Below are 24,736 nucleotides of genomic sequence, written 5' to 3' on the forward strand. Positions count from 1 at the left end.
CTTATTTTGCCATCGATGTGGCGAAGAGCGTGCGTTATCCACAGTTTGATGCAGTTTGATGCAGTGACTTTCAGATCCGCCTCTTTCCAATGACAATGAGGGATGTCTGGCGCACGATCCACCGATCCGGTAGCGCCCAAAGGGGGAAGCGGTACACATGAGCGTGAGCACAACATCCGCTGGAGCACGTCTGAAGAAACCGTCGTGGAAGGATCCCCGGCTGCTCGTCGGATTGCTGCTGGTGCTTGCATCTGTGGTCGGAGTCGTTTCACTGGTAGGTGCTGCCGACAGGACGACTGACGTCTACGTCGCGAGAGAGGCTATCGCCGTCGGAGAGAGACTGACATCGGACAACACTGCCAGGGCTAAAGTACGTCTGGGAGAATTGGAGGAGCACTACATCACTGGCGAAGCCGGACTCCCCGAAGGGCTTGTGGCTGTCCAGAGGATCGGCAAGGACCAGCTTTTGCCCAAGGAGAGCTTGGGGAAGCCGGATGAGCTGGACCGCAAACCTGTAGCCATCACCATCGATGAACCACTTCCTGACCAGGCGCGGGCCGGCTCAAGGGTTGATGTATGGGTGGCCCAGCCGGATACCCGGAATGGTTTCAGCGAGCCTGCAATGCTGCTGCCCGGTGCTGAAATCGCGCAGGTGACGCCAGGATCAACTGCTCTCGGATCCTCCCGATCTACTGTCCTGATGGTGCTGGTCAGAGACGACCAGATGCCGAAGCTCTTGGGTTCACAAGCAAACAAGGCGAAGATCTCGGTTGTGTGGAATCCAAGCGGTGTTGCCAAGTGAGCATCCCGGTCGTAACAGTTGGTGATGCAGAGGAAGACCTGGTCGGTGGTCTTGAGCGGCTACATGGTCCGGTATCAGTTGTCAGGCGGTGCTCAGAGCTGACAGAGCTGTTGGCAGCATGTCAGGGCGGGCTGGCCAGGGCAGCCGTTGTGGCAGGAGGCAGCGAGGAGCTTGCGGCCTCGTTGGTTGACCGACTCAGGGCCGTGGGGGTGGCAATAGTCGCCTTGGCCGACGATCCGCTCGAGGTCACCAGGCTGCGCGGAATGGGTGTGTTGAGTGCGGCGCCGGATGTGGACCCCGCGGTGCTGGCAGCAAAGATCTCGGAAGCAGTAGCTCTGTTGTCCGGGACGGGATCCGTGACCCAGTTCAGGCAAGACAGCGGGATATCTGATCCGGGCGCCTCCAACCGAATCAGGATGGATGAGGGCGCCGACGTCCCTCCGGCGTCGGGGACAGGACAGATCATAGCTGTTTGGGGTCCTGCGGGGTCACCTGGACGGACTCTTGTCGCTATCAACATCGCCGGAGAGTTGGCGGCTGAGGGCAAGTCCGTGCTGCTGGTCGACGCAGACAGCTATGGCGCCAGCGTCGCGGCCATGCTGGGATTGCTTGACGAAACGGCCGGGCTCGCACAGGCGTGCCGACTGGCTGACCAAGGGATCCTCGATAGCGATGCCCTTCTTCGCATAGCCACGCGGGTAGTCACAAAGGGTGGCACATTTCGTGTACTAACCGGAATTACGCGGGCCGACCGCTGGACAGAGTTGCGCGCCGCTGCACTCTCCATTGTGCTTGAGAAGTCCAGGGAGATTGCCGACGTCATCGTCATTGATGCCGGGTTCTGTCTGGAGGCCGACGAAGAACTCAGCTTTGACACGGTTGCGCCCAGGCGGAACGCGGCCACGCTGCGCAGCCTTGAGTTGGCAGATACTGTCTTTGCGATTGGAGCCGCAGACCCTGTAGGAGTGCCCCGGCTGGTGCGCGCGTTATCCGACCTCGAGCACGCAGTGCCGAATGCCTCCCCGAAAGTGGTGCTGAACAAGGTGAGGGCCTCAGTGGTTGGCAGGTCTCCGGAGCGCCAACTACGGGAAGCCTGGGACAGATACGGTCCGTCTCTGCGGATAGAAGCCTTTCTTCCAGCGGATGCGGGAGCCGGAGATGCAGCGCTCCTTTCGGGGGCCCTGCTGCTTGAGGCCGCTCCAGAATCGGCACTTCGCCACTCGATCGCTGAATTGGTTTGTGCACGAGTCCAGGGAAAACGCCGTTCGTCTGTATTTTCTTCCACAGCAAGGGGAAGGGTTAAGGATTAGGCTCGGCTTGAGGGCTGCAAAGGTGCAGCCGTGAACTTCTGATGGAGGCGTTTCATATATGTCGTCTGGATCCAGTGTGGAGGATCAATCCTTGACCGTCGCGGCCTTGGAAGGATACCTGGGGGACTACTACGAGCACTTGGCAGAAGAGGATTTCAAGGCTTACCAGCCAGAAGTCCTCTCAACCCGGGCGGAGACGCACCGGGCCGTGGCGCAAAGCCGACGGCCGGGCCACGTGAACGTCTCTATCCATGATGAGGGTGACAACTGCGTCGTCTACATCGTGACTGATGACATGCCGTTTCTGGTGGACTCTGTGAATGCCGAAATTGTCCGTCAAAAGTCCGCCATCCATTTGGTGGTCCATCCGCTGTTCGTCGTCACACGCAACCGGGTTACCGGTGAGCTGGTTAAGGTAGACAAAGTTCCTTCGACAGTTGGTCTCTCCAGCGGGGATACGGCTACTATGCCGAGTCTTTCCCATCTCATTGCAGAAGGCGACAACGCCTCGCACATGGAGTCCTGGATTGCCGTCGAGATTGACAGGCTGGGGGAGGAGAGCCGGGTTCTTCTGGAAGATGGGCTCAGGCGCATCCTTGGAAACGTCCGGGCCGCGGTTGAAGACTGGCCCAAGATGCGGAACAAAGCACTCCAGATAGCTGCCGATTTGGACAAGGTAGCCAATCCGGCCCAAATCACCGAACTCCGACAGGCTCAGGATCTTCTGCGCTGGTTGGACGAGGGGAACTTCACCTTCCTGGGCTACCGCGAATACGACCTCGTCGACGAGGACGGCGAGGATGTGCTTGAACTTCGGGAAGACAGCGGGCTTGGCCTTCTGCGCGCCAGTTCCGACAGCCGGCAGGTCCAGCACCTGACGGATGCCGGCCGGAAAAAGGCCCGGGAGAAGCGTGCCCTTGTGATCACTAAGGCCAACTCCAGGTCAACCGTGCACCGCCCCGCGTACCTTGACTACATCGGCGTCAAGAGTTTCGATGCCGCCGGCAACGTCAATGGCGAGCAGCGCTTCATCGGCCTTTTCGCCACCAGCGCCTATGCAGGGTCAGTCAGGGATATCCCAATCGTGCGGGAGAAGGTTGAGGCAGTCCTTCGCATCGCAGGTTTTCCACCCGATTCGCACTCTGGCAAGGACCTCCTTGGGATCCTTGAAACTTACCCCCGTGACGAACTGTTCCAGATCGAGGTTCCCGATCTCGCTGCGACTGCAATCAGCATCCAGCGCCTGCAGGAACGGCGCCGGACCCGTCTTTTCCTCAGGCCCGACATCTACGGCAGGTTCATGTCTGCGGTCGTATTCCTTCCGCGCGACAGGTACACCACCAACGTCCGGCTCCGTATCGAAGATGAGCTCCGCGAGACATTCCACGCCGAGTCGATTGACTATGAAGCCCGCATGACGGAATCTGCGCTTGCCCGGCTTTTCTTCCGGATCCGTTTGCCCAAGGACGCCGATGTCACGAACGTCAACTCCCAGGAACTGGAAAAACGTCTTGTACGCGCAACCCGCTCATGGAGCGAAGGAATCACTGAAGTGCTTCGTGATTCCTCACCGGATGGAGGGGGCAAGGAACTCGCTGAACTCTGGGCCGAGGCCTTCCCGGCGACCTACCGCGTCGACTACGAGGTCGAAGACGCGCTGCAGGATATTGCAAGGTTCGAGAAGTACAGCGCGGCAGCCAAAGAGACTGGCGGGCCGGAACGTCCCGGCGTCCACGTCTACCTTCCTGATGGCGCCGGAGCGACTCTGGAGGAGGACGCACGCGTCAAGCTTTACATGCTTGATCCGAAGAGCCTGAGCCAGATCCTTCCGTACTTCCACAACCTGGGCCTGGAAGTGCTGGATGAACGGCCGTTCGAGATCGAGACGGCCGACAAACGCGACTTCTTCCTCTACGACCTCGGGCTCAAATACCCTCAGCGGGTGGATCCTCTGGCCACAGGAGAGCTTCTTGCCGAATCCTTCGGCGCAGCCGTTTCCGGTTCAGCCGAATCTGACAGCTTTGACCGACTCGTCCTCCGGGAAGGCATGCCGTGGCGCCAGATCGTGGTTCTTCGCTCGTACGCCAGATACATGAGGCAAATGGGTAACACCAACTCCTTCGAATTCATGGCTGACACACTCCTGGCGAACCCCGAAGTTACACGAGCGTTGAGTGCCCTGTTTACTGCCCGGTTCGACCCCTCATTGACGGAGGAAGAGCGCGGGACAAGACAGGAACAGCTGCGCGGGGAACTGGCTGCCTCCATTGAGCAGGTGGCCACCCTGGACGCGGACCGGGTGCTGCGGACCTTTAAGAACCTGATCGAGTCGACCCTGAGGACCAACTTCTTCCAGAACAAGCCGTACCTGAGCTTCAAGCTCAATCCGGCCGGCATCGAGGGTCTGCCGTTTCCCCGGCCGATGTTTGAAATCTGGGTGTACTCCCCGCGTGTCGAGGGCGTACATCTCCGGTTCGGGAAGGTTGCACGAGGCGGTCTCCGCTGGTCCGATCGCCGGGAGGACTTCCGCACTGAAATCCTCGGCCTCGTCAAGGCACAGACGGTCAAGAACGCAGTCATTGTTCCCACTGGAGCGAAGGGTGGCTTCTACGCCAAACAACTGCCCAACCCGGCCGAAGACCGGGCCGCCTGGATGACTGAGGGTGTGGAGAGCTACAAGACATTCATCCGCGGCCTGTTGGACATCACAGACAATCTCGTTGCCACCCCTGCGGGCGAGGAATTGGTGCCGCCCGCCGGGGTAGTGCGCCATGACGGTGATGACTCCTACTTGGTGGTCGCGGCGGATAAGGGCACAGCGACCTTCTCCGACATTGCCAACGGACTTGCCGCCGAATACGGCTTCTGGCTGGGGGATGCCTTCGCCTCCGGTGGTTCTGTGGGCTACGACCACAAGGCCATGGGAATTACGGCGAGAGGCGCCTGGGAATCAGTTAAGCGTCACTTCAGCGAACTGGACCTGGATACACAATCCGAGCCATTTACCGTCGTCGGAGTGGGTGATATGTCGGGGGATGTCTTTGGCAACGGGATGCTGCTTTCCCGGCACATCCGACTCCTGGCGGCCTTTGATCACCGGCATATTTTCCTCGATCCGAACCCTGACGAATCTGTTTCATTCGATGAACGGCAACGGCTGTTCGCGCTGCCGCGTTCATCCTGGGAGGACTACGACAAATCGCTGATCAGTGAAGGCGGCGGGGTCTATCCCCGCCAGCTGAAATCCATCCCGGTTTCGGAGCAAGTGCGGGTTGCACTGGGCATTCCGGAGGGCATTACCCAAATGAGCCCCCCGGAGCTGCTGCGTGCGATCCTGCTGGCTCCGGCCGACCTTCTGTACAACGGCGGAATCGGAACGTACGTCAAGGCCAGCACCGAGACGAATGCTGAAGTTGGCGACAAAGCCAATGACTCCATCCGTGTTGACGGACGTGAGTTGCGTGTCAAGGTGGTGGGTGAAGGCGGCAATCTGGGGTTGACCCAGCGCGGCCGTATTGAGGCTGCTTTGCAGGGGGTCATCCTCAACACGGATGCGATCGATAACTCGGCGGGAGTAGACTGCTCAGACCACGAGGTCAACATCAAGATCTTTGTCGACAGAATGGTAGCGGCAGGCAAACTCACCTCCGGCGAGCGCGCCGAATTCCTGGCAAGCATGACGGAGGAAGTCGGCCGGCTGGTTCTTGAGGACAACATTGACCAGAACATTCTGCTGCTCAACGACAGAATCCGCGTAGCGGAGTGGAGCCCTAGCTACGAGCGGCTGATGGACTGGATGGAGAAATCCGGTTACCTGAAGCGGAAGCTCGAAGCCCTTCCCACGACACAAACACTCCGGGAGCGGCTGGAGCAGGGCCAGGGACTTACTTCTCCTGAGCTCTCGGTGCTCTCGGCGTACGCCAAGATCGAACTGGCTACGGCTCTGCGGGAAAGTGATCTCGCAGACGATCCATGGTTCCGCAGGACCTTGCGGGAGTACTTCCCCCGTCAGTTGCGGGAAAGGTTCGACGCCGAGCTGGACAGCCACCCGCTGCGCCGGGAGATCATAGCGACAGTAATCGCCAATGACATGATCAACATGGGCGGAATCACGTTCGCCTTCCGGGTGATGGAGGAGACTTCCGCCAGCGAGGTCAATGTGGCAAAGGCCTTTGTAGCCTTGAGGGAAGTATACGAACTGGACAATATGGTGGCGGAGCTCAACGCCCTTCCGGCATCGTTCCCCACGGAACACTGGAGTGCTGTCCACCTGGATATCCGAAGGTTGCTCGACAGGGCTGTCCGCTGGGTATTGACCCAGGGGAACGCCACCAGGCCGATTGCTGACACCGTCGCGGAGTTCAAGCCTCTTATGGATCCGATGCGCGCGCGCCTGCTCGATTATTTGCGTGGTGATGATCACGCACGGGTGGCTGCATGGCTTGAAAAGGCCCGCGCATGGGGACTTCCTGAAGACCTGTCTCACAGGTGGGCTGAACTGTTCGAGAGCTTTGTATTGCTGGACATTGCAAAAATCGCCCATGGCAATCCGGAGCCGGTGGAGAGCATCGCACACGTCTACTACACGGTTTTCAACCGGTTCCACATCGATTCGCTGCTCGAGCGGATCACGAAGCTGCCCAGGGAAGACCGTTGGCAGGCCCTTGCCCGCGCCGCCCTGCGTGACGATCTTTATTCAACAGTCTCAGACATGACGACGGCTGTGCTGGAATCCACTGCCAGTGGTGTTCCTGCTGAAGACCGCCTGAAGACGTGGGAAGGACTGAACGCCGAGCAGTTGGGGAGGGCAAAGAGCATGTTCGACGAGGTCAATGCCCTTGAAGCCGACGATATGGCCTCCCTGTCGGTAGCATTGAGGCTCTTGAGGTCAATCGTCCGACGCTAGGGCAGCAGCCAGAGCGTCGCAAAATGGAGGTGCAGTGGCAATCTTTACGGACCCTATCAGGGAGCATGCTGATTTTGGGCCGGGAGATGCCGAGTGGCTGCACCTCCTGGTGGGCGACTGGCAGATGGTTGCCGACTTGGCCTTCGCTGACCTTGCATTGTGGTTTCCGCATCCCGAACACGGATACATTGCGCTTGCGCATGTACGCCCCTCCACCACGCATACGGTGTTTCACGCCGACTTCGTGGGGGAGGGGATCCGGTCGGATTTGCAGCCGCTGGTGGATAAGGCGTGGGAGAGTCGGACAATTGAGCGCTCCAGCGAGACCAACTGGAGCAGCGACATGGCCCTCCGTGTCGAGGCCGTCCCGATGGTCCGCAATGGCCGAACACTCGCCGTGGTCACCTCCCACATGGATCTGTCCAGTTCCAGAATGCCCTCAAGGCTGGAACTGACCTACCGCCAGTGTGCCTACGACCTGCTGAGGATGGGTACCTTGGGTCTCTGGCCCGATTTCGCGTCGCCCACTGGTTCCCGTCGCGGCGCGCCCAGAGTTGGTGACGGCCTCATCAGGCTGGATGCGGACGGAATCGTCCAGTACGCCAGTCCGAACGGGGTGTCCGCCTTCCGGCGTCTGGGCGATGGCGAATCCTTGGAAGGGCGATCGCTCGCAGAGGTAACGGCGGGCTTGCTCAAGGACCGTCGGATGGTGGATGAAACCTTGCCCCTGGTCGTTACGGGGCGCATGCCTTGGCGCAGTGAGATTGAATCCCGCGGAGTGAGTCTTTCGCTCCGGGCCATCCCGCTGCGGGACGAACAGCAGAGGTTCGGAGCCCTCGTCCTGTGCCGCGACGTGTCCGAATTGCGCCGCCGTGAAATGGAGCTTGTCACCAAGGACGCGACGATCCGTGAGATCCATCACCGGGTCAAGAATAATCTGCAGACTGTTGCTGCCCTCCTCAGGATGCAATCCCGTCGAATGGTCAGTGACGAGGCTAAGCAGGGGCTTGAACAGGCGATGCGCCGGGTAGCCACCATCGCCCTCGTCCACGAGACGTTGTCCCAAGGCCTAACGCAGAGTGTCGACTTCGACGAATTGATCGGTCGCCAATTCCGGCTCTCGGCCGAAGTGGCTTCGCCTTCCCAGCAGGTACGCACCGAACGCGCTGGCATGTTTGGTGAATTGCCGAGCGACTTCGCGACACCCTTGGCCTTGGTAATCAACGAACTTGTCACCAACGCGGTCGAACATGGACTGGAGGGGAGAACGGGCACCGTATGGTTGCTCGCCGATCGCTCAGAAGGGGACGACGGTGAGGAATTGCTGACCGTAACCGTCGCGGACGACGGTGTGGGTCTACCGGAAACGCCCCATACCGAAGGCTTGGGCCTGCAGATAGTCAGAACCCTCGTGATGAGTGAGTTGGGAGGCACAATCCAATGGCAACGACGTGATGGTGGGGGTACTGCGGTCCAGATTGTGCTCAGCCTTATCCGGCGATAGGGCGCTTTTGCCTGATGCTGCCAGCCGATGGTGGCGTGCCGGCCCCGGTTGCGGGGGATGAACGGGGTCGCAGGGGATTAACGAGAGAGGCCGCGGACGGTGACGTCCGCGGCCTCTCTTATTTTGCTTGTGCTGCTAGGAAGCCCGGCGAGCGCGCGCAGCACGTCGTTTGAGCGCGCGGCGCTCATCTTCACTCATCCCACCCCAGACACCGGCGTCCTGACCCGACTCCAAGGCCCACTGGAGACAGGTGTCCACCACGGGGCACCGGCGGCAGACACTCTTGGCCTCCTCGATCTGCAGGAGGGCAGGGCCGGTGTTGCCTACGGGGAAAAACAGCTCCGGGTCCTTATCGAGGCACGCTGCGCGGTTACGCCAATCCATGCTGATCAGTCACTCCATTCCTGGGAAACTCGTTGAGTGCGCTTTGTGAAAATATTCACTAAAGGCAACAAAGGAAAGGGGCCCAATCGGGCCCCCTTGGTCATCTCGAATAAGCCTGTCATGTTAACGCTGTGTAAACAAGGGGGTTTGATGACGGAAGTGCCTGTTCGGCGTGAGCGATGCATCACATTGTTCAGGGGCCCTCACAGTTAGTGACTATGTCCGGTATTGTGCCAATGTGTCAAGACCTCCACTGGAACCACCAGAAGATGCTTCCGGGGACGCCCGCGATGCCGGCATGAACAGCAAGCCCGGCATGAACAGCAACGCCGGAATCCACCGCCGCCCCGTGAGCAACGACGGCGCTGCAGCCGGCAGCAGGCTCACGCGCCCGGTGGGGATCGCCATCCTCAGCAGCATACTGGCTGCAGAGGCAACTGCCCTGCTGGTGGCGGCAGTCTGGTTCATCATAGGGTTGGTCAGTGGAGCCCCCACCGGCTCCTTCTGGAGCGCTGTGTTCCTCCTTGTCCTCCTACTCGTTTTTTCAGCCTGGCTCTACGCCATGGCCTACTTTCTGTTCCGCGCTTTTCGCTGGCCGAGGGCAGGTGCGTTCCTTGCCCAACTCTTCGTCCTTACCCTTGGATTTCCCGCTTTGACCGGCGGCCTCACGGTGGTTGGACTTCTGATGCTGGTCCCGGCTGCCACAGCTATTGTGCTGCTGTTCGACAAACGCGTGGTCAGCTTTGCTTCACGTACCGGCGGGGGACCTCCCGCTTTATAGTCGGGGAGCCAAAGCTCCGAGTTGAGTCAGGACCGCATTACCGCCGGAGATGACTGCGGCACGGCCTGCTGGCGGGCGCGCCTCCAGATCGAAACGCACGCCGAAGAAGTCACCGTCAAGAACGCTCCTGGGACAAATCAGTACCCCTGAGCCGTGGCTGCGTGCCTGCAGCATTAGGGGCACGCGTTGGGCGATGGTTGAGCTGAAGCCAGCAGCCAGGATTATTGTCACGCCCAGTGTGTTTAGGTCCAGCAGGCTGTTGTGTGCTGCCGGCGACAACCGGTCCGCGTCATCTACAAGGGCTATAGCACCGGGGGTGAGTCCTCCCGATGTAGCCTCCGCGGCCAGACTGGACCAGTAAGAACCCAAATCTGCATCCCGCTCCGGGCATAGCCAGGCGGCTTCCCCCGGGTTCATTTCAGGGAGAGCCTGCAGAAATGTACTTTTGCCGGCCGATGGGCCACCCAGCACGGCGAGGACGCCGCCCTTGGGAAGATCCAGGGTTATGGGCTCCAGCTCATCTCCACCTACTCCTATCAGGAGCGTATGGTTCCGTCGCCTTGGCGCAGGTCCGGTGGGAGCGCTTCGCCGGGATGCAGCGGCCTCATACCGGTCTCTGATGGCTCTCCCATCAACGGAGACAGGGAGGCGCTCCACTCTGAACGGTGTTGTTTTTGGGGTTGGAACCGGTGCTTGAAGCCTCAGGGCATTCTCCGGTGGAGCGAAGAATTGGACCATGGACGGACTCCCCTTAACAAGGGACCCAAAAGCGATGGCTCTGCCTTTTACCGGGGGCACAGCAGGGAGGCGCGGCCATGCGAGGCGGCCTTCCTCGCTGGAACCTGTAGGGAAGAAGCACCTGTTCGGAAGTGATGAAAAAAACCGCGCTGTCACGAGTTCGCGATCTCCGGAAATGAGGACCGTGACATTGGCTTTCATGCCGTCCCTGACGATGTTCTCCAGCAGGTCTTCAGCCCAGACCAGCGGACCGGCGCGGAGCGCGGAGACCCAGGAGCCCCAACCTGAGACGACGAGGATAAGAGGAGGATTTGCGCCGTCGCCCTGATTGCTCAAGCGGACAGACATCTCGTGGGCAACGCGTTCCAGCACGCGGACTCCGCGACGAAGTTCATGAAGGCCGGCCACTGCACCCACGCATGGCAGCTCGGACATTTCACTCAATGAGCCGGCGGAGTCCAGAACGTAAAAATGCGCTTCCCTTGGGATCTCCAGCATTTGTCGCAGGATCAGGTGCATCGCATCGTCCGTACCTGCTGACGTCGTTCCCACCAGCCCAAGATGACCGTCAACCGAGGGATCCCATTTCAGGGCTGTAACTATCTGCTGTTCGGGAAAGTCAACCCACCCGAGCTCCACCAGGCAGCCGGGGTCCGGACCCGGGAACGGAAGAAATTCAGGTAGCGCCGGCATCACCGGTGCACGGACGGGCGCACCACCAAGATTTGTCCAGAGGGAACAAGCCTGGCGGATGAGTGGAGCGGCGGCGTCCGCCGGAGTGATCGATACTTTTGCAGTATCGCGCTGCCCTGGAACCGAGCCGGGCGCGGCTAGGACATCAAGGGTTGTTGCGACAGTCAGGTCGCAGCCAACCGGAGCTGTCGTTCCCGTCAGCGCAGCCGTCTGGAATTCTTCGGGTGGGTCAGTTCCGCGGGCAAGGAAGGCCCGGCCAGGGTGCCCCACCGGGATCCTGGCAGCCGCACCTGAGTTGATGATGTCGGCTGATTCCAGTTCTGACTGCACCCGCAGAGCGATGCTGGTGGTTACATTCGCGCGGATATCAGCTGTAATCGCACCTTGTGGGCGCTGGGTGGCCATGATGAGGTGCAGGCCGAGGGACCGGCCGATGGCAGCAATTCTCATGAGTTCGCGAAGTGCTTCCGGAGCGTCCTCGACCAGCATTCTGAACTCGTCAATAACCAGCACCAGATGGGGTAAGTCCTGCATCTTTCCGGTGGTTGCGGCCCGGTAGCTTGCGAGATCAGGGGTTTCAGCCCGGGCGAGGAGTTCTTCACGGCGGCGAATTTCCGCACGCATGGAGACTAGAAATCGATGAAGTTCATGCTGAGACAGATCCGTCAGCAAGCCGACGCAATGCGGCAACCCGGTCAGTGGCCCGAGCCCGGAACCGCCCTTAAAATCCACGAAGAGGAAGTTGACGCGTTCGGGCGGAAACGACAAGGCAAGGGAAACCGTCAGGCTGCGGAGCAGTTCGGACTTACCTGAACCGGTGGTACCGGCTACCAGCAGGTGCGGGCCGTCTGCCTGCAGGTCAAAGAGGCGCGGACCGAAGGCTCCCACGCCAAGGCTGACGGGGAGACCTGGCTTTCCCCGGGATTCGTCCCAGCGCCGGGCAAGTTCGGCATCCGAGAGCGTAAGCACATCTCCCAGCGAACACGTTTCCGGTACACGTTGCCGGGCAGCATTATCCCGTGGCTGGCTGGAGGCGAGCTGTCGGCAGAAGTTATCGAAAACCACAGCAGAAACGCGGTCCGCTACAAAATCAAAGCTGCCTGCGGCACTCGTCAACCGAGCCATGCCTCCGCTTAAATCGATATGCGGGCCATCCATGTCCTTCGAAAGTTCGCTGCCTGCGCCGGAACACTGAAAAACTTGCCAACCGTTAGTCACTGCCACGGAAACGACTGTGTCAATGTCGCCTGAACAGCGGATATCTTCCAGAATGATCAGCACTCCATGAAGGAATCCCTGACCTGGACCATCAGAAAGACGGGCCAAACAGGCAGCAGCCCCCGTCATCAGGGAGACCTGTGCGAGAAACCGGGCAGCGAGGGGGAGTTCCCTGGCTGCACCCAGGATCAGCACGCGGGTTCCGCTGCCAAGGGGAAAGGCTGCGAGCTGCATGATCACGGACCTGACAAGACCCGCCACGGCTTCGTCAGGCCCTTGCACACGGCGCGTTCCGGGACCCGGTTCAAGCCTTACCGCGACAGCTTCCAGTAGGGGCGGGCGAAATCCGGGGTCAATTGGGTCAGTCCGTACATTTGCGGGTTGAGTGGCCAGTCCAAGCCGTAGCCAGATGCCGTCATTCCCGACCGGTGCGGGCATTACCTGGGGACTGGAGAACCGTGTTTGGAGAACAAGGTCGGCAGCTGAAGGCGCGGACCGCCGTCGTCGGTCCTGGTCTTCTTTCACGGCAGCATGAACTGCCCTTTGCAGCTCGCGGCGCTGACTCCTGCCGGACATGAGGGGCACCAGGACGGAAACGGCTGAGACTGCAGTAAATGCCAGAAACATCCACATACCTGTAATCAAGGCGAGGCCTACTCCGATGGCAATTGGGAGGCCGGCAGAGAGGATCAACGTCCCGCGGCTTCCGGTTTCGGCTTTCCTTCCTACAATCAAGGGCTCGGCAACATTGCTGCCAGCTGCTGCAGCATCAATGCGTTGTTCCGTAAGGGAGCCGCCGAAGACGATGCTTAGCGTTGAGTGGCCGCAGCGTATTACCGAGTCGGTGGAAACCGGCGAGCTCTTCACCCTCTTGTCATCGACGGTTGTTCCGTTCACACTGCCGAGGTCGGTGATGGTGACGTTTGCCTCTGACACCTCCAACCGGGCATGCTCCCGGGACATCTCGGCATCGGCGATGAGGATCTCTGTGCCGCTACGGCCAATGCGGACGGAACCCCGGCCCAGCGGCACAACAGCGCCTGCACCGGGGCCGCCATGGATCGCCAGCATCAAACCGGAGGACGACCTTTCCGGGTTCCTGGAAAAGGGCGGTGAGATAGTTCCGTCCACCAGGACAACCCCCGAGACAAGTGGCGGAACACCAACGATCATGCCTGCAATTGGAGACCCTCCAGCAGTGAGGGCAAGCGTGCCATACTTCCGGGAGACGGCGTCCTGCAGCTCCAGTCCGCTGCATCCCGGCGGTGCTGAGATTGTCAGTTCTACACAGTCTCCGTCCTCACCGGGCCGCGTCCCGGGGTCCGGGGACCGGGCCAATGTACATTCGAACCTCATGGTCTCCCTCGCTTATATAACGATGATGTGATCCACGTTATGGGCCCTGAGCAGGAGAGATGAGGCGCCGGCTGCCCTATGTGGACAACCACTTGAAAACAGGACGATGAAGCTGGCCGGTTCGGCGTCCTGAGAATATTCTGCCCTGCAGCCCGGTAGCCCTGCTGCTCCGGGACCTTGCGCTCAACACGACTACTGTTCCGCCCTCGGGTAGGCTAGAGCAGCAGCCAATGCACCGCTTTGGGCTGCCCGCTTTCGAACCAGGAGATTTTGTGACCGCTGACCTCGTCATCGTTGGCTCCGGCTTTTTCGGACTGACTATCGCAGAACGGGCCGCTACGGAGCTGGGCTTGAAGGTCGCTGTAATCGACCGCCGCCACCATATTGGCGGCAATGCGTACAGCGAGAAAGATCCTGAGACAGGCATCGAGGTCCACCGTTATGGCGCGCACCTTTTCCACACCTCAAATGAGCGGGTGTGGGAGTATGTGAATCGCTTTACGTCTTTCACAAACTATGTTCATAAGGTCTACGGCGTCCATAATGGGGAGGTATATTCCCTCCCCATCAACCTGGCAACGATCAACCAGTTTTTCCGGTCGAACCTCACCCCAGGGCAGGCAAGGGACCTTATCCGGGAACAAGCAGGCGAGCTCGCAGGCACCAACCCCAAGAACCTCAATGACAAGGGCATCCAGCTCATCGGACGCCCCCTGTATGAAGCATTCATCAAGCATTACACCGGCAAGCAATGGCAGACGGATCCCAAGGACCTGCCCGCCGGGATCATTTCGCGGCTTCCGGTCCGGTACAACTACGACAACCGGTACTTCAATGACACCTATGAGGGTCTGCCGACGGACGGCTATACAGCTTGGATTGAGAAAATGGCTGATCACCCGAACATCGATGTCCTGCTTAACACTGACTTTTTTGATGAATCGCAGGAGTACAACAAGAAAGGGGTAGTTGGCACTACCCCGGTTGTTTATACAGGCCCTGTCGACCGATACTTCGACTACTCCGAGGGTGACCTCTCGTGGCGGACCATCGACTTCGAGGAGGAAGTGCTCGACGTCGGCGATTTCCAAGGAACGTCGGTGGTCAACTACAACGACGACGACGTCGCATTCACCCGTATCATCGAGCCGCGCCATTTTCACCCCGAGCGTGAGTACCAGACAGAAAAAACAGTCATTATGAGGGAGTTTTCCCGTGCGGCTGAAAAGGGCGATGAACCCTATTACCCCATCAACACGGCGGCGGACCGGGACAGGTTGCTGAAGTACCGTGACCTCGCCGCAGCCGAACCTGGAGTCCTTTTCGGCGGCCGTCTTGGTACCTACAAGTACTTGGATATGCACATGGCCATCGGGTCGGCGCTCAGCATGTTTGACAACCAGATCCGGCCGCACTTTGAAGCCGGGACCAAGTTTGAAAGCGGAGGAGTGGACGCATGAGCAACGCAGACTTGGAAGGCTGGAACACTCTTCAGCGGGTAATCCTTCCTTCCGCTGACCAGATGGACACTGCCCCTCTGTACGTAGACGCGGGAAGCGCAAGCGGCATCCGGCTGCGGGAGAATGACGAGCTGGCGCGTTCCCCCAAATTGCTTGAAGACAAACTGCAGATGATCAGTTCGGGTGGGCCACAAGCGCACTTTGAAGACTTCCTGACCCGTCGTTCAGTCCGCGTGCGGGTAGGGGAGCAGCTGTCTTTTGGAACATACTTCAATGCGTTCCCCGCGAGCTATTGGCGACGCTGGACTTCTGTTCGGGACATCCGCCTCAAGGTGGAGACCAGTGGGACCGGTACCGTTACGGTCTACAAATCCAACGCCCGGGGCTCCCTGCAGCGGGTCGATGGCAAGCACGTGGAGGGGTCTTCCACCTCCGTATTTGACCTTTCGTTGAAGCCGTTCGGCGACGGCGGCTGGTACTGGTTCGATTTGGCCTCAAGCTCCAGTGAACTCGTTCTCGAAAGTGCCGAGTGGCAGGGTGCGGGGGAGGTGGCGCGCCCGGGGCAGGTCACGCTCCAGATTACTACCATGAATAAGCCTGATTTCTGCCTCAACAATGCGCGGATCCTGGCGGAAAACCGTGACGTCCTGCAGAACGTCAAGGAGATTCTTATTGTCGACCAAGGCACGCAAAAGGTTCAGGATCAGGAAGGCTTCGCGGAGGTAAGGGACGCCCTTGGCAGCCAGCTGCGCGTTATCAATCAGGCAAATCTGGGTGGTTCCGGGGGTTTCGCCCGCGGCATGTACGAAGCCGTGGACAACGGGAGCGACTACGTCCTCCTCCTCGATGACGACATTGTGGTGGAACCGGAGAGCATCGTCCGGCTCTTGGCATTTGCTGACCGCTGCCGCAAGCCGACGATTGTTGGCGGACACATGTTCGATCTTTACAGCCGCAGCGTCCTGCACACCTTTGGTGAAGTTGTGGACCCGTTCCGCTTCGTTCCCGCAGCGCCCCATGCGGACATGGAAGTGCGGCACGACTTCAGCGTAGGCAATCTCCGCCAGACAGCCTGGCTCCATCGGCGTGTGGATGTGGACTATAACGGCTGGTGGATGTGCCTCATCCCGACGCAGGTCATTAAGGAGATAGGCCTCTCACTTCCTTTCTTCATCAAATGGGACGATGCCGAATACGGCCTGCGCGCGAGGGAAGCGGGATTTGCCACTGTTTCATTTCCGGGGGCAGCCGTTTGGCATGTTTCGTGGCTCGACAAAGACGATCTTGTCGGCTGGCAAGCGTACTTCCATGAACGGAACAGGCTTATCACCACGCTGATCCACAGTCCCTACAAGAAGGGCGGGCGGCTTCTTAGGGAGTCTGTACAGGCTGACGTCAAGCACCTCGTATCCATGCAGTACTTCACCCAGCATGGACGGATTGAGGCCCTCAGGGACATCTTCAAGGGACCGCAGGATCTTCACAAGGTATTGGGCACGAAACTGCCGGAAATTAACGCGCTGAAGTCGCAGTACACCGACGCGCAGCTGAAAGAAGACGTTGATGATTTCCCGGCGCCAAAAATCGGCAGGGGTCCCTTGGGTGGGGCTCCCATTGGAATGCCGAGCAAGAAGGACCTTGTTCCCTGGGCCATCAAGACCGTGGCCCGTCAGTTGGTCAAGGCGCCGGATCCGGAAAGCGCAGCGACACCCCAGGGCTTCCTCGCCCATCGTGACAACCGATGGTTCCGCTTGGCGCACTACGACAGCGTAGTAGTATCCAACGCAGAGGGCACAGGTGCTTCCTGGTACCGGCGGGACCCGAAGAAACTCAAATCAATGCTCACAGAGGCAACAGCACTTCACGCCAGGATTTACCGGGAGTGGGACCGGCTTGCTGATCAGTACAGGAATGCTGTCGCTGACGTCACTTCAATCGAATCATGGAAAAAAACGTTCGAGGCCGGCGCCGAGGATATGAAGTAGATGGCGGTCACCATGGTGGATATCCCCGATGAACTGACGCGGCCTGGAAAGGGCCGGGGGTTGCTTGACGTTTATGATCACCGCTTCCTGCTAAAGCTGTTGGTGCGGAAGGAAATCAAGGTCCGTTACCGGGGATCGGTGCTGGGGCTGCTGTGGTCCTATGTCAAGCCGCTGATGCAGTTTTTGATCTATTTTGTGGCTTTGGGCATCTTCCTGAACCTTCAGCGCGGCACCCCGAATTACGCCATCTACCTCTTCGCCGGAATCGTGCTGGTGAATTTCTTCACGGAGTCTCTGGGAAATGCGACCAGGTCCATTGTGGATAACCGGGATCTCATCCGGAAAATCTATCTTCCGCGGGAGCTGTTCCCGGTTGCGACAGTTTGGGTGTCCGCCGCGCATTTCCTGCCCCAGCTTGTAGTGCTTGTTGGAGCCTGCCTTATAGGCGGCTGGTCACCATCCATTCTGCAGCTGACTGCCGCCCTCCTCGCTTTTATCCTCGTCGCTGTTTTGGCCACAGGGCTTGGACTCGTCTTCGGGGCAGCGAACGTCTACTTCCGGGACTCGGAAAACATTGTGGACATGATCCTCATGGTTGTCACCTGGGCATCCCCGGTGCTTTACGTATGGACCATGGTGGAGCGTGTTATGGGTCCCTGGTACTGGATCTATCAGCTCAATCCCATGACGGTTGCAGTGGAAGCCTTCCACTATGCCTTCTGGTATCCGACATTGAAGGACGATCAGATGGCCACGGCCTCCATGCCCCCCGATCTGGTTACCATCTGGCTTCCCCTAGCGTTTCTGATTTCGTTCATTGTGCTGTTCATCGGACAGTTCATGTTCCGCCGCCTCGCCGTCCACTTTGCTCAGGAGCTTTGATATGACTGCACTGGGCCACGTCGCCATCAGTTGTTCCAATCTGCGCAAACAGTTCGTACTGCGCCACACGCGCTCCATGAAAGAGGCCGTGGTTTGGCTGATCAAGGGCAGGAAAGGGGACCTATCCAAGAAGTTCCTTGCGCTGGACGAAGTGTCCTTGGAAGTCCGGCAGGGCGAGACGGTTGCCCTCCTTGGACTGAACGGATCAGGAAAGTCAACGCTGCTCAAGCTGATTTCAGGTGTTCTTCAACCGGACGGCGGCTCCGTGCTGACGCGCGGTCGCGTGGCCGGCCTCATCGAGGTGGGCGCCGGATTCCATCATGACCTCAGCGGCCGGGATAATGTGTACCTCAACGGTGCCATTCTCGGCATGACCGAGAAGCAGATTGACGAAATGTTCGATTCCATCGTTGAGTTCTCAGAGATCGGGGAATTCATCGATACGGAGGTCAAGTTCTATTCCTCGGGTATGTACTTGCGCCTGGCCTTTTCCATCGCCGTGCACACCGATCCGGAAGTGTTTCTCATCGATGAAATTCTGGCCGTCGGAGACGAACCGTTCCAAAGAAAGTGCATCGCAAAAATCAAGGAGCTCGCCGAGAAGGGCAAAACGCTCTTTGTCGTGAGCCACGACCTTGATCTTGTTTCGACCGTCTGCGAACGCGGTGTGCTTCTGGAGCATGGCAAGATCATCCTGGACGGTGAAGTGCACGACGTCGTAGCGGAGCTCAGGAGCCGTTCGGCTGAGCCTCACTGATCCCCAGTTTGGGAACTGACCGACACACCCGACCAAAAGGAGTTACGTTGCTGGGAGGGCTGCTCAGAGCACTCGGCAAGCGGAAAGCTATCGTGTGGCTGTGCGGAGCAGCGGCCATTTTGGTCGCCGTCGCCTTGATTGCCGGCATGCTGGTGGACGTCAAATCCCTGCACGTCGTTTCCCTAAGGACCAACGGCTCTGCCTTGCCGCTTGGCATCCCGATGAAGGACGCTGCCCTGAGCTGGCAAAGTGAAGCGTCCTCCCGGAACACTGTCCAATCGGCTTATGAGGTGCGGGTTGCAACCACCGAAGATCGTCTGGAAAGCGCTGACCAGTGGAAGTCCGGCCGAATCGAATCTTCAGAACAGGTCAACATCGCATACGCCGGACCCGAGTTGGCATCGCAGCACCGCTACTACTGGCAGGTGCGGATCTGGGACTCCGCCGGCCGCCAGAGCGGTTGGAGCGAAGCTGCCTGGTTTGAAACGGCATTGCCGGCCGACGGCTGGAATGGGCAGTGGATTGGGGGTGCGGACCCAGGCGCGGACCTGTCCCAATGGCGGGATTACCGGGTCAGCGTTGACTTCAGACTGGACGATATTGCCATGGGGTTGTACCTGCGCTCAAAGGATCTGAACAACGGATACATGTGGCAGCTTTCGGTAGCCGACGGAACTCCCAAGCTTCGTGCCCATATCAAGAAATACAGTTCCTACTCAGTTCTGCGGGAGAAGGACATCTCACAATTCGTGACGAGCGAATCGCTTCGCTTGTCCTTTCACAATTTAACAGTTGAAGCAAAAGGCAGTTCGTTTGTCACGAAGCTTGACGGTACTGAAATTGACCGTCTTGAGGATGCTTCCTACGGCGAGGGATACGTCGGGTTTCGGCAGGCCACGCTGCATCAGGGACCGGAGACTGCGTCCATCCGCAACATCGTGGTCACGTCCGACAACGGGAATACTTTGTTGGAATCGGACTTCAATTCGGGCCCTGCCCCCTTCACTGAAGCAACTACGGAAGGCGGTCTGCTCAAACTCGCGGCACCGCTGGACGTCCTGCATGATCCCCGGCCGCCCCTGCCACTGCTCCGGAAAGAGTTCAACGCCGGCCAACGGGTGGTGTCCGCCAGATTGTATGCCACGGCACGTGGCCTTTACGAGGTCAGCATCAACGGACAGGTAGTGGGGGACCGCAGGCTGGCGCCTGGCTGGACGGACTATTCCAAACGGATTCACTATCAGACCTATGACGTCACAGGCCTGGTCAAAGAAGGCGGCAATGTCCTGTCCGCAATGTTGGGTGATGGGTGGTACAGCGGGAACGTTGGCGGATTCGGATCGATGCTTTACGGTTCGAGGCCCTCTTTCCTGGGCCAACTCCGAATTGATTTCGCTGATGGGACGCATCAGACTCTTTCCACAGATTCCACCTGGCAGATGCTTCCCGGACCATTGGTTCAGGCTGATCTGATCATGGGCGAGACCTTTGACGAACGCAGAATGCCCCAAGGCTGGCAAGACGTGGGCTTCAACAACCCCACGGTCCGAGCAGCAGAAATCGTGGCCTCACCAGCAGGCGCAGCACTGGAACCCCAGCCCGACGCACCGGTACAGAATGTCCAGGAACTGCAGCCCATCGGACGCACGGAGCCGGCACCGGGTCAGTGGATTTATGACATGGGGCAGAACATGGTGGGTGTGCTTACCACCAAGCTGCGTGGCAAGCCCGGTCAGACAATCCGGATTCGCTATGGTGAAATGCTGAACAAGGACGGGACGCTGTACACAGCAAATCTCCGCAGCGCGAAGGCCACGGACCGATACACTTTCGGGCCGGACGGCGAGGTGGATTTCACCCCGAAGTTCACCTTTCATGGGTTCAGATATGCCGAGATCACCGGGACTGATGAGCCGCCGTCGGCAGATCAGGTTTCCGGCCAGGTGTGGAGCAGCATTCCGTCAGACACGGGTTCGCTTTCAACTTCCAGCGGGATGCTGAACCAACTCCAGAGCAATATCACCTGGAGCCAGCGCGGGAACTTCCTGTCGATTCCCATGGACACACCAGCAAGGGACGAGAGGCTTGGCTGGACTGGGGACATTGGGGTATTTGCCCCCACGGCGACATACAACACCAATGCGCTGAACTTCCTCAGCAAGTGGCTGGGCGACCTTCGTGATGCTCAACTGCCCGGTGGAGACTTTCCTGGCACAGCACCTAGCCTCTGTGGCTGCTTCGCAGGAGGTGCCGGATGGTCCGACGCCGCTGTGACAGTTCCCTATTCCCTCTGGCAAACCTACGGGAATCTGAACGTCATCCGCGACAACTACGCGATGATGAAGAAGTTCATGGAGTACCGGCTGAATTCCGTCAATCCATCAGGGGCAGTTGTACACGGTCCGTACGGGGACTGGCTTAATCTGGACGATCCGACCGACGCGGGATTGATTGGCACGGCTTATTTCGCCTACACTGCGAGGTTGCTGGGGGAGATGGCGGAGGCAATCGGTGAGACGCAGGATAGTCTTTCGTTTGCTTCTGAGGCCGAGAAGGCCAAGAGCAACTTCGTGCGTCTGTATGTCAAGGGCGACGGCTCCCTGGTCCACGAGAGCCAGGGCGCATATGCCATCGCTATCGGGATGGACCTGATGCCGGAAGAACTTCTGGCGCCAGCAGGCAGTCGCCTGGTATCCCTGGTGAAGCTGCGTGACGATCACCTCTCCACCGGATTCCTGGGAACGCCGTGGCTGCTGGAGGCACTGAGCAGGTCCGGACACCAGGACATTGCCTATAGAGTCCTTAACCAGACCACCTATCCCTCGTGGGGATATGAAGTCGAACAGGGTGCCACGACCATGTGGGAGCGTTGGGATGGGGTGAAACCCAACGGTGACTTGGGCGATCCCCGCTTGAACTCCTATAACCACTACGCATACGGCGCCGTTGGGGCCTGGATGTACCAAAATATCGCTGGCATATCCCCATCCTCCCCTGGGTACAAACGTTTTGTTATAGCGCCAAAAGTTGGAGGCGGGCTTAGCCAGGCATCGGCTCATTTTGACTCTGTTTACGGACGGATTGAGTCGAGCTGGCGTCTGGCGGGGGATGTGCTGGATATGTCTGTCTCTGTACCGGCGAATACCACGGCCACGGTACATCTGCCTGCCGATAGGGCAGCGGAAGTTACCGAAGGCGGATCCGAGCTGCCAGACACGGACGTAAAGGTGCTTTCCGAAGTGGGTGCCGAGGTCATAGTGGAGCTTGGATCCGGGCACTACGAGTTCAAGATCGTAAGCCAGTGAAGTCTTCGCGCCATCCGGACCGCCTGGGTGGTGAGGCAGTCTGTCTGTGATCAGATATCGGCTTTCCGGGCGAGGGATTCGACGGCGGCCTTGCCTGAGGTTCTGTCCCAATCAGGGGCAGAGGCAGGGACGGCAATAAGAAAGCGGAACACCTTGTTTCCGGACACGACTGCCAGGACATACTCGTTGGTGCCGCTGAGGCTGTTCATCGCGAATTTGGCCCGATCACCGAGACCAGTCACGTCTTCCGGCTCCATCATCAATTCGAAGTGGTAGCTGCCCGCCAGCAACTCAGCCGACGGGTATGTGGAAACTTCAGCGACAACGGCGTTGGTCGTGTTGCCGCTCTGATCAAGGGGGTAGATGCAAGATTCCTTTGTGACTCCGGCTGAATCCTGAACGCCAGAGGGCTGTCCTGGCTGCAGCGTGGAGGCACGGGCGCCCAGCGCCTCTCCTATTTCCGGCGGCCCGATGACCTCGCAGGCGGTCACTTTTGAACTGGGCACCACGGTTCGACCGTCACGCGCGACATCCGGAGGCTTCGTAGAGGCCGAGGATGAGGGTGTCTGGGGAATTTGGGTCGGGTCGGTGCAGGAAGTCAGGCATATCAGAGCCGCCAGTAGGGCGGGGGGCGTTGCATGCATCCAGCCATGCGTTGGCCTACCGAAAGACATCTGCGACAACTCCCATAACGATACGGTCACCTGGAACGGAGCGTGTCATGAAACGAACGACGTCACCCTCATTCATGGCGATGCAGCCCCAGCTCGGTGCCCGGTTGGCATGGAGAAAAATGGCAAAACCAGCGTCCATCACGATTGCGGAATCCGGCGGCCGGTTGTAATTAATGACCACGCCCTGCCGGTAGTCGTGGGATGGCCTTGTTGCGTAATACCACATGTTCTCATCCGGGAAAATGTCCGCGCTCGACTCAAAGTACTTGTTGTAATTAGCGTTCAGTCGACCGCCCCACCGTGAGAACTGATTGAGCGTCTGATAATTGAGCGCTGTTCCAGGATTGCCCAAGCCGAAGGCATCTGTCACGGTATACGAACCGGTTGGAGAATACTTGTTAATCGTCGGGCCGGAGGGGACGCCGGGGCGGGCGAAGCCGGACTCACCTGCCTGGGCCCACGTGGACCATTCGTAAACATAGCGGCCGCCTGAGTTAACACACGTAACGGACGTTACTGGGCTAACAGCATAACCCTCTGCAATCGCGAAGGTGACGCGCTGGGCCCCGCCCGTTCCATAGTTCACCGATCCGCGGTTGATGGCTTCGCAGTAGCCGCTGGGCGAGATGTAGATCTTTGCTCCCGCAGTGGGACTCCAGCCCATTGAGCCATTTTCGAACCACTGCTGGCAGCCGGTTGCCCAGCACTTCTCTGTCTCGGTGGGATAACCCAACGAGCCAGCGGGGCCGCCACGGGCAAGCCAGGTCCCTCCGATCGCCCCCCAGATGGGGTGGGAGCCGGCGGCGGGTGACCAGAACAGTTTTCCGCCTTGGAAGGACTGGGTGCAGCCCCCGTTGCGGAGTCCGCAGGTTTCGGCGCCGGTGGGGTAGCGCAGTCCGCCTGCCTGGGCGCCGTGGTTGAGGTATGCGACCCGGTTGGCGCCCCAGACAGGGACGGATCCTGTGGCGGGTGACCAGTAGAGCTGGCCGCCTTGGAAGCTCTGGGTGCAGCCGCCGTCGCGGAGGGCGCAGGTTTCGGCGCCGGTGGGGTAGCGCAGTCCGCCTGCCTGGGCGCCGTGGTTGAGGTATGCGACCCGGTTGGCGCCCCAGACAGGGACGGATCCTGTGGCGGGTGACCAGAAGAGCTGGCCGCCTTGGAACGTCTGGGTGCAGCCGCCGTCGCGGAGGCCGCAGGTTTCGGCGCCGGTGGGGTAGCGCAGTCCGCCTGCCTGGGCGCCGTGGTTGAGGTATGCGACCCGGTTGGCGCCCCAGACAGGGACGGATCCCGTGGCGGGTGACCAGAAGAGCTGGCCGCCTTGGAACGTCTGGGTGCAGCCGCCGTCGCGGAGGCCGCAGGTTTCGGCGCCGGTGGGGTAGCGCAGTCCGCCTGCCTGGGCGCCGTGGCTCAGGTACGCGACCCGGTTGGCACCCCAGACAGGATTGGCGCCCACAGCTGAGACCCAATAGATGTCGCCCTTTTGGAACGTCCGGAGGCAGCCGTCGTCGGCCAAGCCACACTGGATTTCGGCCGTTGCGGGGCCCAGGGTTCCTGCCGCTCCACCGAGCGAGGACCACAATGACTCAATGCTGGATTCCGAGCCTGGTGGCGGCGCCACGTCCGCAGCCTGTGTTGTCAGTGGTTCCCCGGCGTCCGATGTTGTCTTTTCGGGTGCGGCAGTAGGCGTGACGACCGGCGCTGCGAAGGTACCCGGGACAGCTGTCGGATCAGCCGAAAGCATTGGCGCTGGAGTCTTCGTCACGGGCTCAGTCGCCGTCGGGTCGGCCGATGGTGTCGCTGAAGGCGCAGCGGGCGTCGTGGCAGACAATTCGTCTTTTGACAGTTTCGGTTCAGGTGGTGCCTGGTTCGCTTCAGCGAAACCCATGGACGTGCACATCAGACCCAGCACAAACAACAAACTGAAGGCGGACCTTGCAGTAATGCTTCCTAAATTTGCCAAAATCTCCCCCAAAAGACTTACACG

14 protein-coding genes are annotated in these 24,736 nt (G+C 59.6%); 10 read left to right on the forward strand and 4 right to left on the reverse strand.

Going from position 1 to position 24,736, the window contains the following annotated elements; all coding sequences use genetic code 11:
- The first annotated feature begins 157 nt into the window (after positions 1 to 157).
- From MU551_RS08695 to MU551_RS08710, 4 genes are read left to right on the forward strand one after another with little or no spacing between them, the layout of a single operon-like run.
- Positions 158 to 802 (forward strand): CpaB family protein, encoded by a 645-nt coding sequence (locus MU551_RS08695; RefSeq protein WP_247042592.1) that lies wholly within the window; start codon positions 158 to 160, stop codon positions 800 to 802.
- Positions 799 to 2,112: a CpaE/TadZ family protein gene (locus MU551_RS08700; protein ID WP_247042594.1), complete on the forward strand. Its 1,314-nt coding sequence runs from the start codon at positions 799 to 801 to the stop codon at positions 2,110 to 2,112. Before MU551_RS08695 ends, MU551_RS08700 begins: the two co-directional genes overlap by 4 nt.
- A gap of 58 nt (positions 2,113 to 2,170) precedes the next feature.
- The gene (locus MU551_RS08705; protein WP_247042596.1) at positions 2,171 to 7,018 is read left to right on the forward strand and encodes an NAD-glutamate dehydrogenase; all 4,848 of its coding nucleotides are present in this window, start codon (positions 2,171 to 2,173) and stop codon (positions 7,016 to 7,018) included.
- A 34-nt stretch (positions 7,019 to 7,052) separates the two neighbouring features.
- Positions 7,053 to 8,522 (forward strand): sensor histidine kinase, encoded by a 1,470-nt coding sequence (locus tag MU551_RS08710; protein ID WP_247042598.1) that lies wholly within the window; start codon positions 7,053 to 7,055, stop codon positions 8,520 to 8,522.
- 135 nt (positions 8,523 to 8,657) lie between these two features.
- On the opposite strand, the gene MU551_RS08715 is transcribed toward MU551_RS08710, so the two are convergent.
- Positions 8,658 to 8,906 (reverse strand): WhiB family transcriptional regulator, encoded by a 249-nt coding sequence (locus MU551_RS08715; RefSeq protein ID WP_003804966.1) that lies wholly within the window; start codon positions 8,904 to 8,906, stop codon positions 8,658 to 8,660.
- Between the two features lie 238 nt (positions 8,907 to 9,144).
- On the opposite strand from MU551_RS08715, the gene MU551_RS08720 reads away from it, so the two are divergent.
- Entirely contained in the window at positions 9,145 to 9,687 is a 543-nt protein-coding gene (locus tag MU551_RS08720) for a hypothetical protein (protein ID WP_308198298.1), read from the forward strand.
- Here MU551_RS08720 and MU551_RS08725 read toward each other — a convergent pair.
- Positions 9,682 to 13,692, reverse strand: a complete 4,011-nt coding sequence (locus MU551_RS08725; RefSeq protein ID WP_247042607.1) for a type VII secretion EssC family protein — start codon at positions 13,690 to 13,692, stop codon at positions 9,682 to 9,684. The genes MU551_RS08720 and MU551_RS08725 overlap by 6 nt on opposite strands.
- Before the next feature lie 272 nt (positions 13,693 to 13,964).
- Here MU551_RS08725 and glf point away from each other — a divergent pair, with 272 nt between their 5' ends.
- From glf to MU551_RS08750, 5 genes are read left to right on the forward strand one after another with little or no spacing between them, the layout of a single operon-like run.
- On the forward strand, positions 13,965 to 15,152 hold the full coding sequence (gene glf / locus MU551_RS08730) for a UDP-galactopyranose mutase (RefSeq protein ID WP_247042609.1): 1,188 nt from the start codon (positions 13,965 to 13,967) through the stop codon (positions 15,150 to 15,152).
- Positions 15,149 to 17,137 (forward strand): glycosyltransferase, encoded by a 1,989-nt coding sequence (locus MU551_RS08735; protein WP_247042611.1) that lies wholly within the window; start codon positions 15,149 to 15,151, stop codon positions 17,135 to 17,137. Before glf ends, MU551_RS08735 begins: the two co-directional genes overlap by 4 nt.
- The gene (locus MU551_RS08740) at positions 17,138 to 18,019 is read left to right on the forward strand and encodes an ABC transporter permease (RefSeq protein WP_247042620.1); all 882 of its coding nucleotides are present in this window, start codon (positions 17,138 to 17,140) and stop codon (positions 18,017 to 18,019) included. It begins immediately after the preceding gene.
- A gap of 1 nt (position 18,020) precedes the next feature.
- Entirely contained in the window at positions 18,021 to 18,776 is a 756-nt protein-coding gene (locus MU551_RS08745) for an ABC transporter ATP-binding protein (RefSeq protein WP_247042621.1), read from the forward strand.
- 47 nt (positions 18,777 to 18,823) lie between these two features.
- Positions 18,824 to 22,081, forward strand: coding sequence for a family 78 glycoside hydrolase catalytic domain (locus tag MU551_RS08750; protein WP_247042623.1), 3,258 nt, complete (start codon positions 18,824 to 18,826; stop codon positions 22,079 to 22,081).
- 50 nt (positions 22,082 to 22,131) lie between these two features.
- Here MU551_RS08750 and MU551_RS08755 read toward each other — a convergent pair whose 3' ends face one another.
- Together MU551_RS08755 and MU551_RS08760 are read right to left on the reverse strand one after the other, a co-directional pair.
- Complete coding sequence (locus MU551_RS08755) at positions 22,132 to 22,590, reverse strand: hypothetical protein (protein ID WP_247042631.1); 459 nt, start codon at positions 22,588 to 22,590, stop codon at positions 22,132 to 22,134.
- Positions 22,591 to 22,741: 151 nt separating this feature from the next.
- Complete coding sequence (locus MU551_RS08760; RefSeq protein WP_247042638.1) at positions 22,742 to 24,514, reverse strand: L,D-transpeptidase family protein; 1,773 nt, start codon at positions 24,512 to 24,514, stop codon at positions 22,742 to 22,744.
- Positions 24,515 to 24,736 lie beyond the last annotated feature (222 nt).

The sequence above is a fragment of the Arthrobacter rhizosphaerae genome (genome assembly GCF_023062595.1).
Lineage (GTDB): Bacteria > Actinomycetota > Actinomycetes > Actinomycetales > Micrococcaceae > Arthrobacter > Arthrobacter rhizosphaerae.

Bases quoted from the DNA above. Each gene is read 5' to 3' on its own strand.
- MU551_RS08695 (WP_247042592.1), top strand. From the start codon at position 158: ATGAGCGTGAGCACAACATCCGCTGGAGCACGTCTGAAGAAACCGTCG.
- MU551_RS08705 (WP_247042596.1), top strand. From the start codon at position 2,171: ATGTCGTCTGGATCCAGTGTGGAGGATCAATCCTTGACCGTCGCGGCC.
- MU551_RS08715 (WP_003804966.1), bottom strand. From the start codon at position 8,906: ATGGATTGGCGTAACCGCGCAGCGTGCCTCGATAAGGACCCGGAGCTG.
- MU551_RS08725 (WP_247042607.1), bottom strand. From the start codon at position 13,692: ATGAGGTTCGAATGTACATTGGCCCGGTCCCCGGACCCCGGGACGCGG.
- MU551_RS08735 (WP_247042611.1), top strand. From the start codon at position 15,149: ATGAGCAACGCAGACTTGGAAGGCTGGAACACTCTTCAGCGGGTAATC.
- MU551_RS08740 (WP_247042620.1), top strand. From the start codon at position 17,138: ATGGCGGTCACCATGGTGGATATCCCCGATGAACTGACGCGGCCTGGA.
- MU551_RS08745 (WP_247042621.1), top strand. From the start codon at position 18,021: ATGACTGCACTGGGCCACGTCGCCATCAGTTGTTCCAATCTGCGCAAA.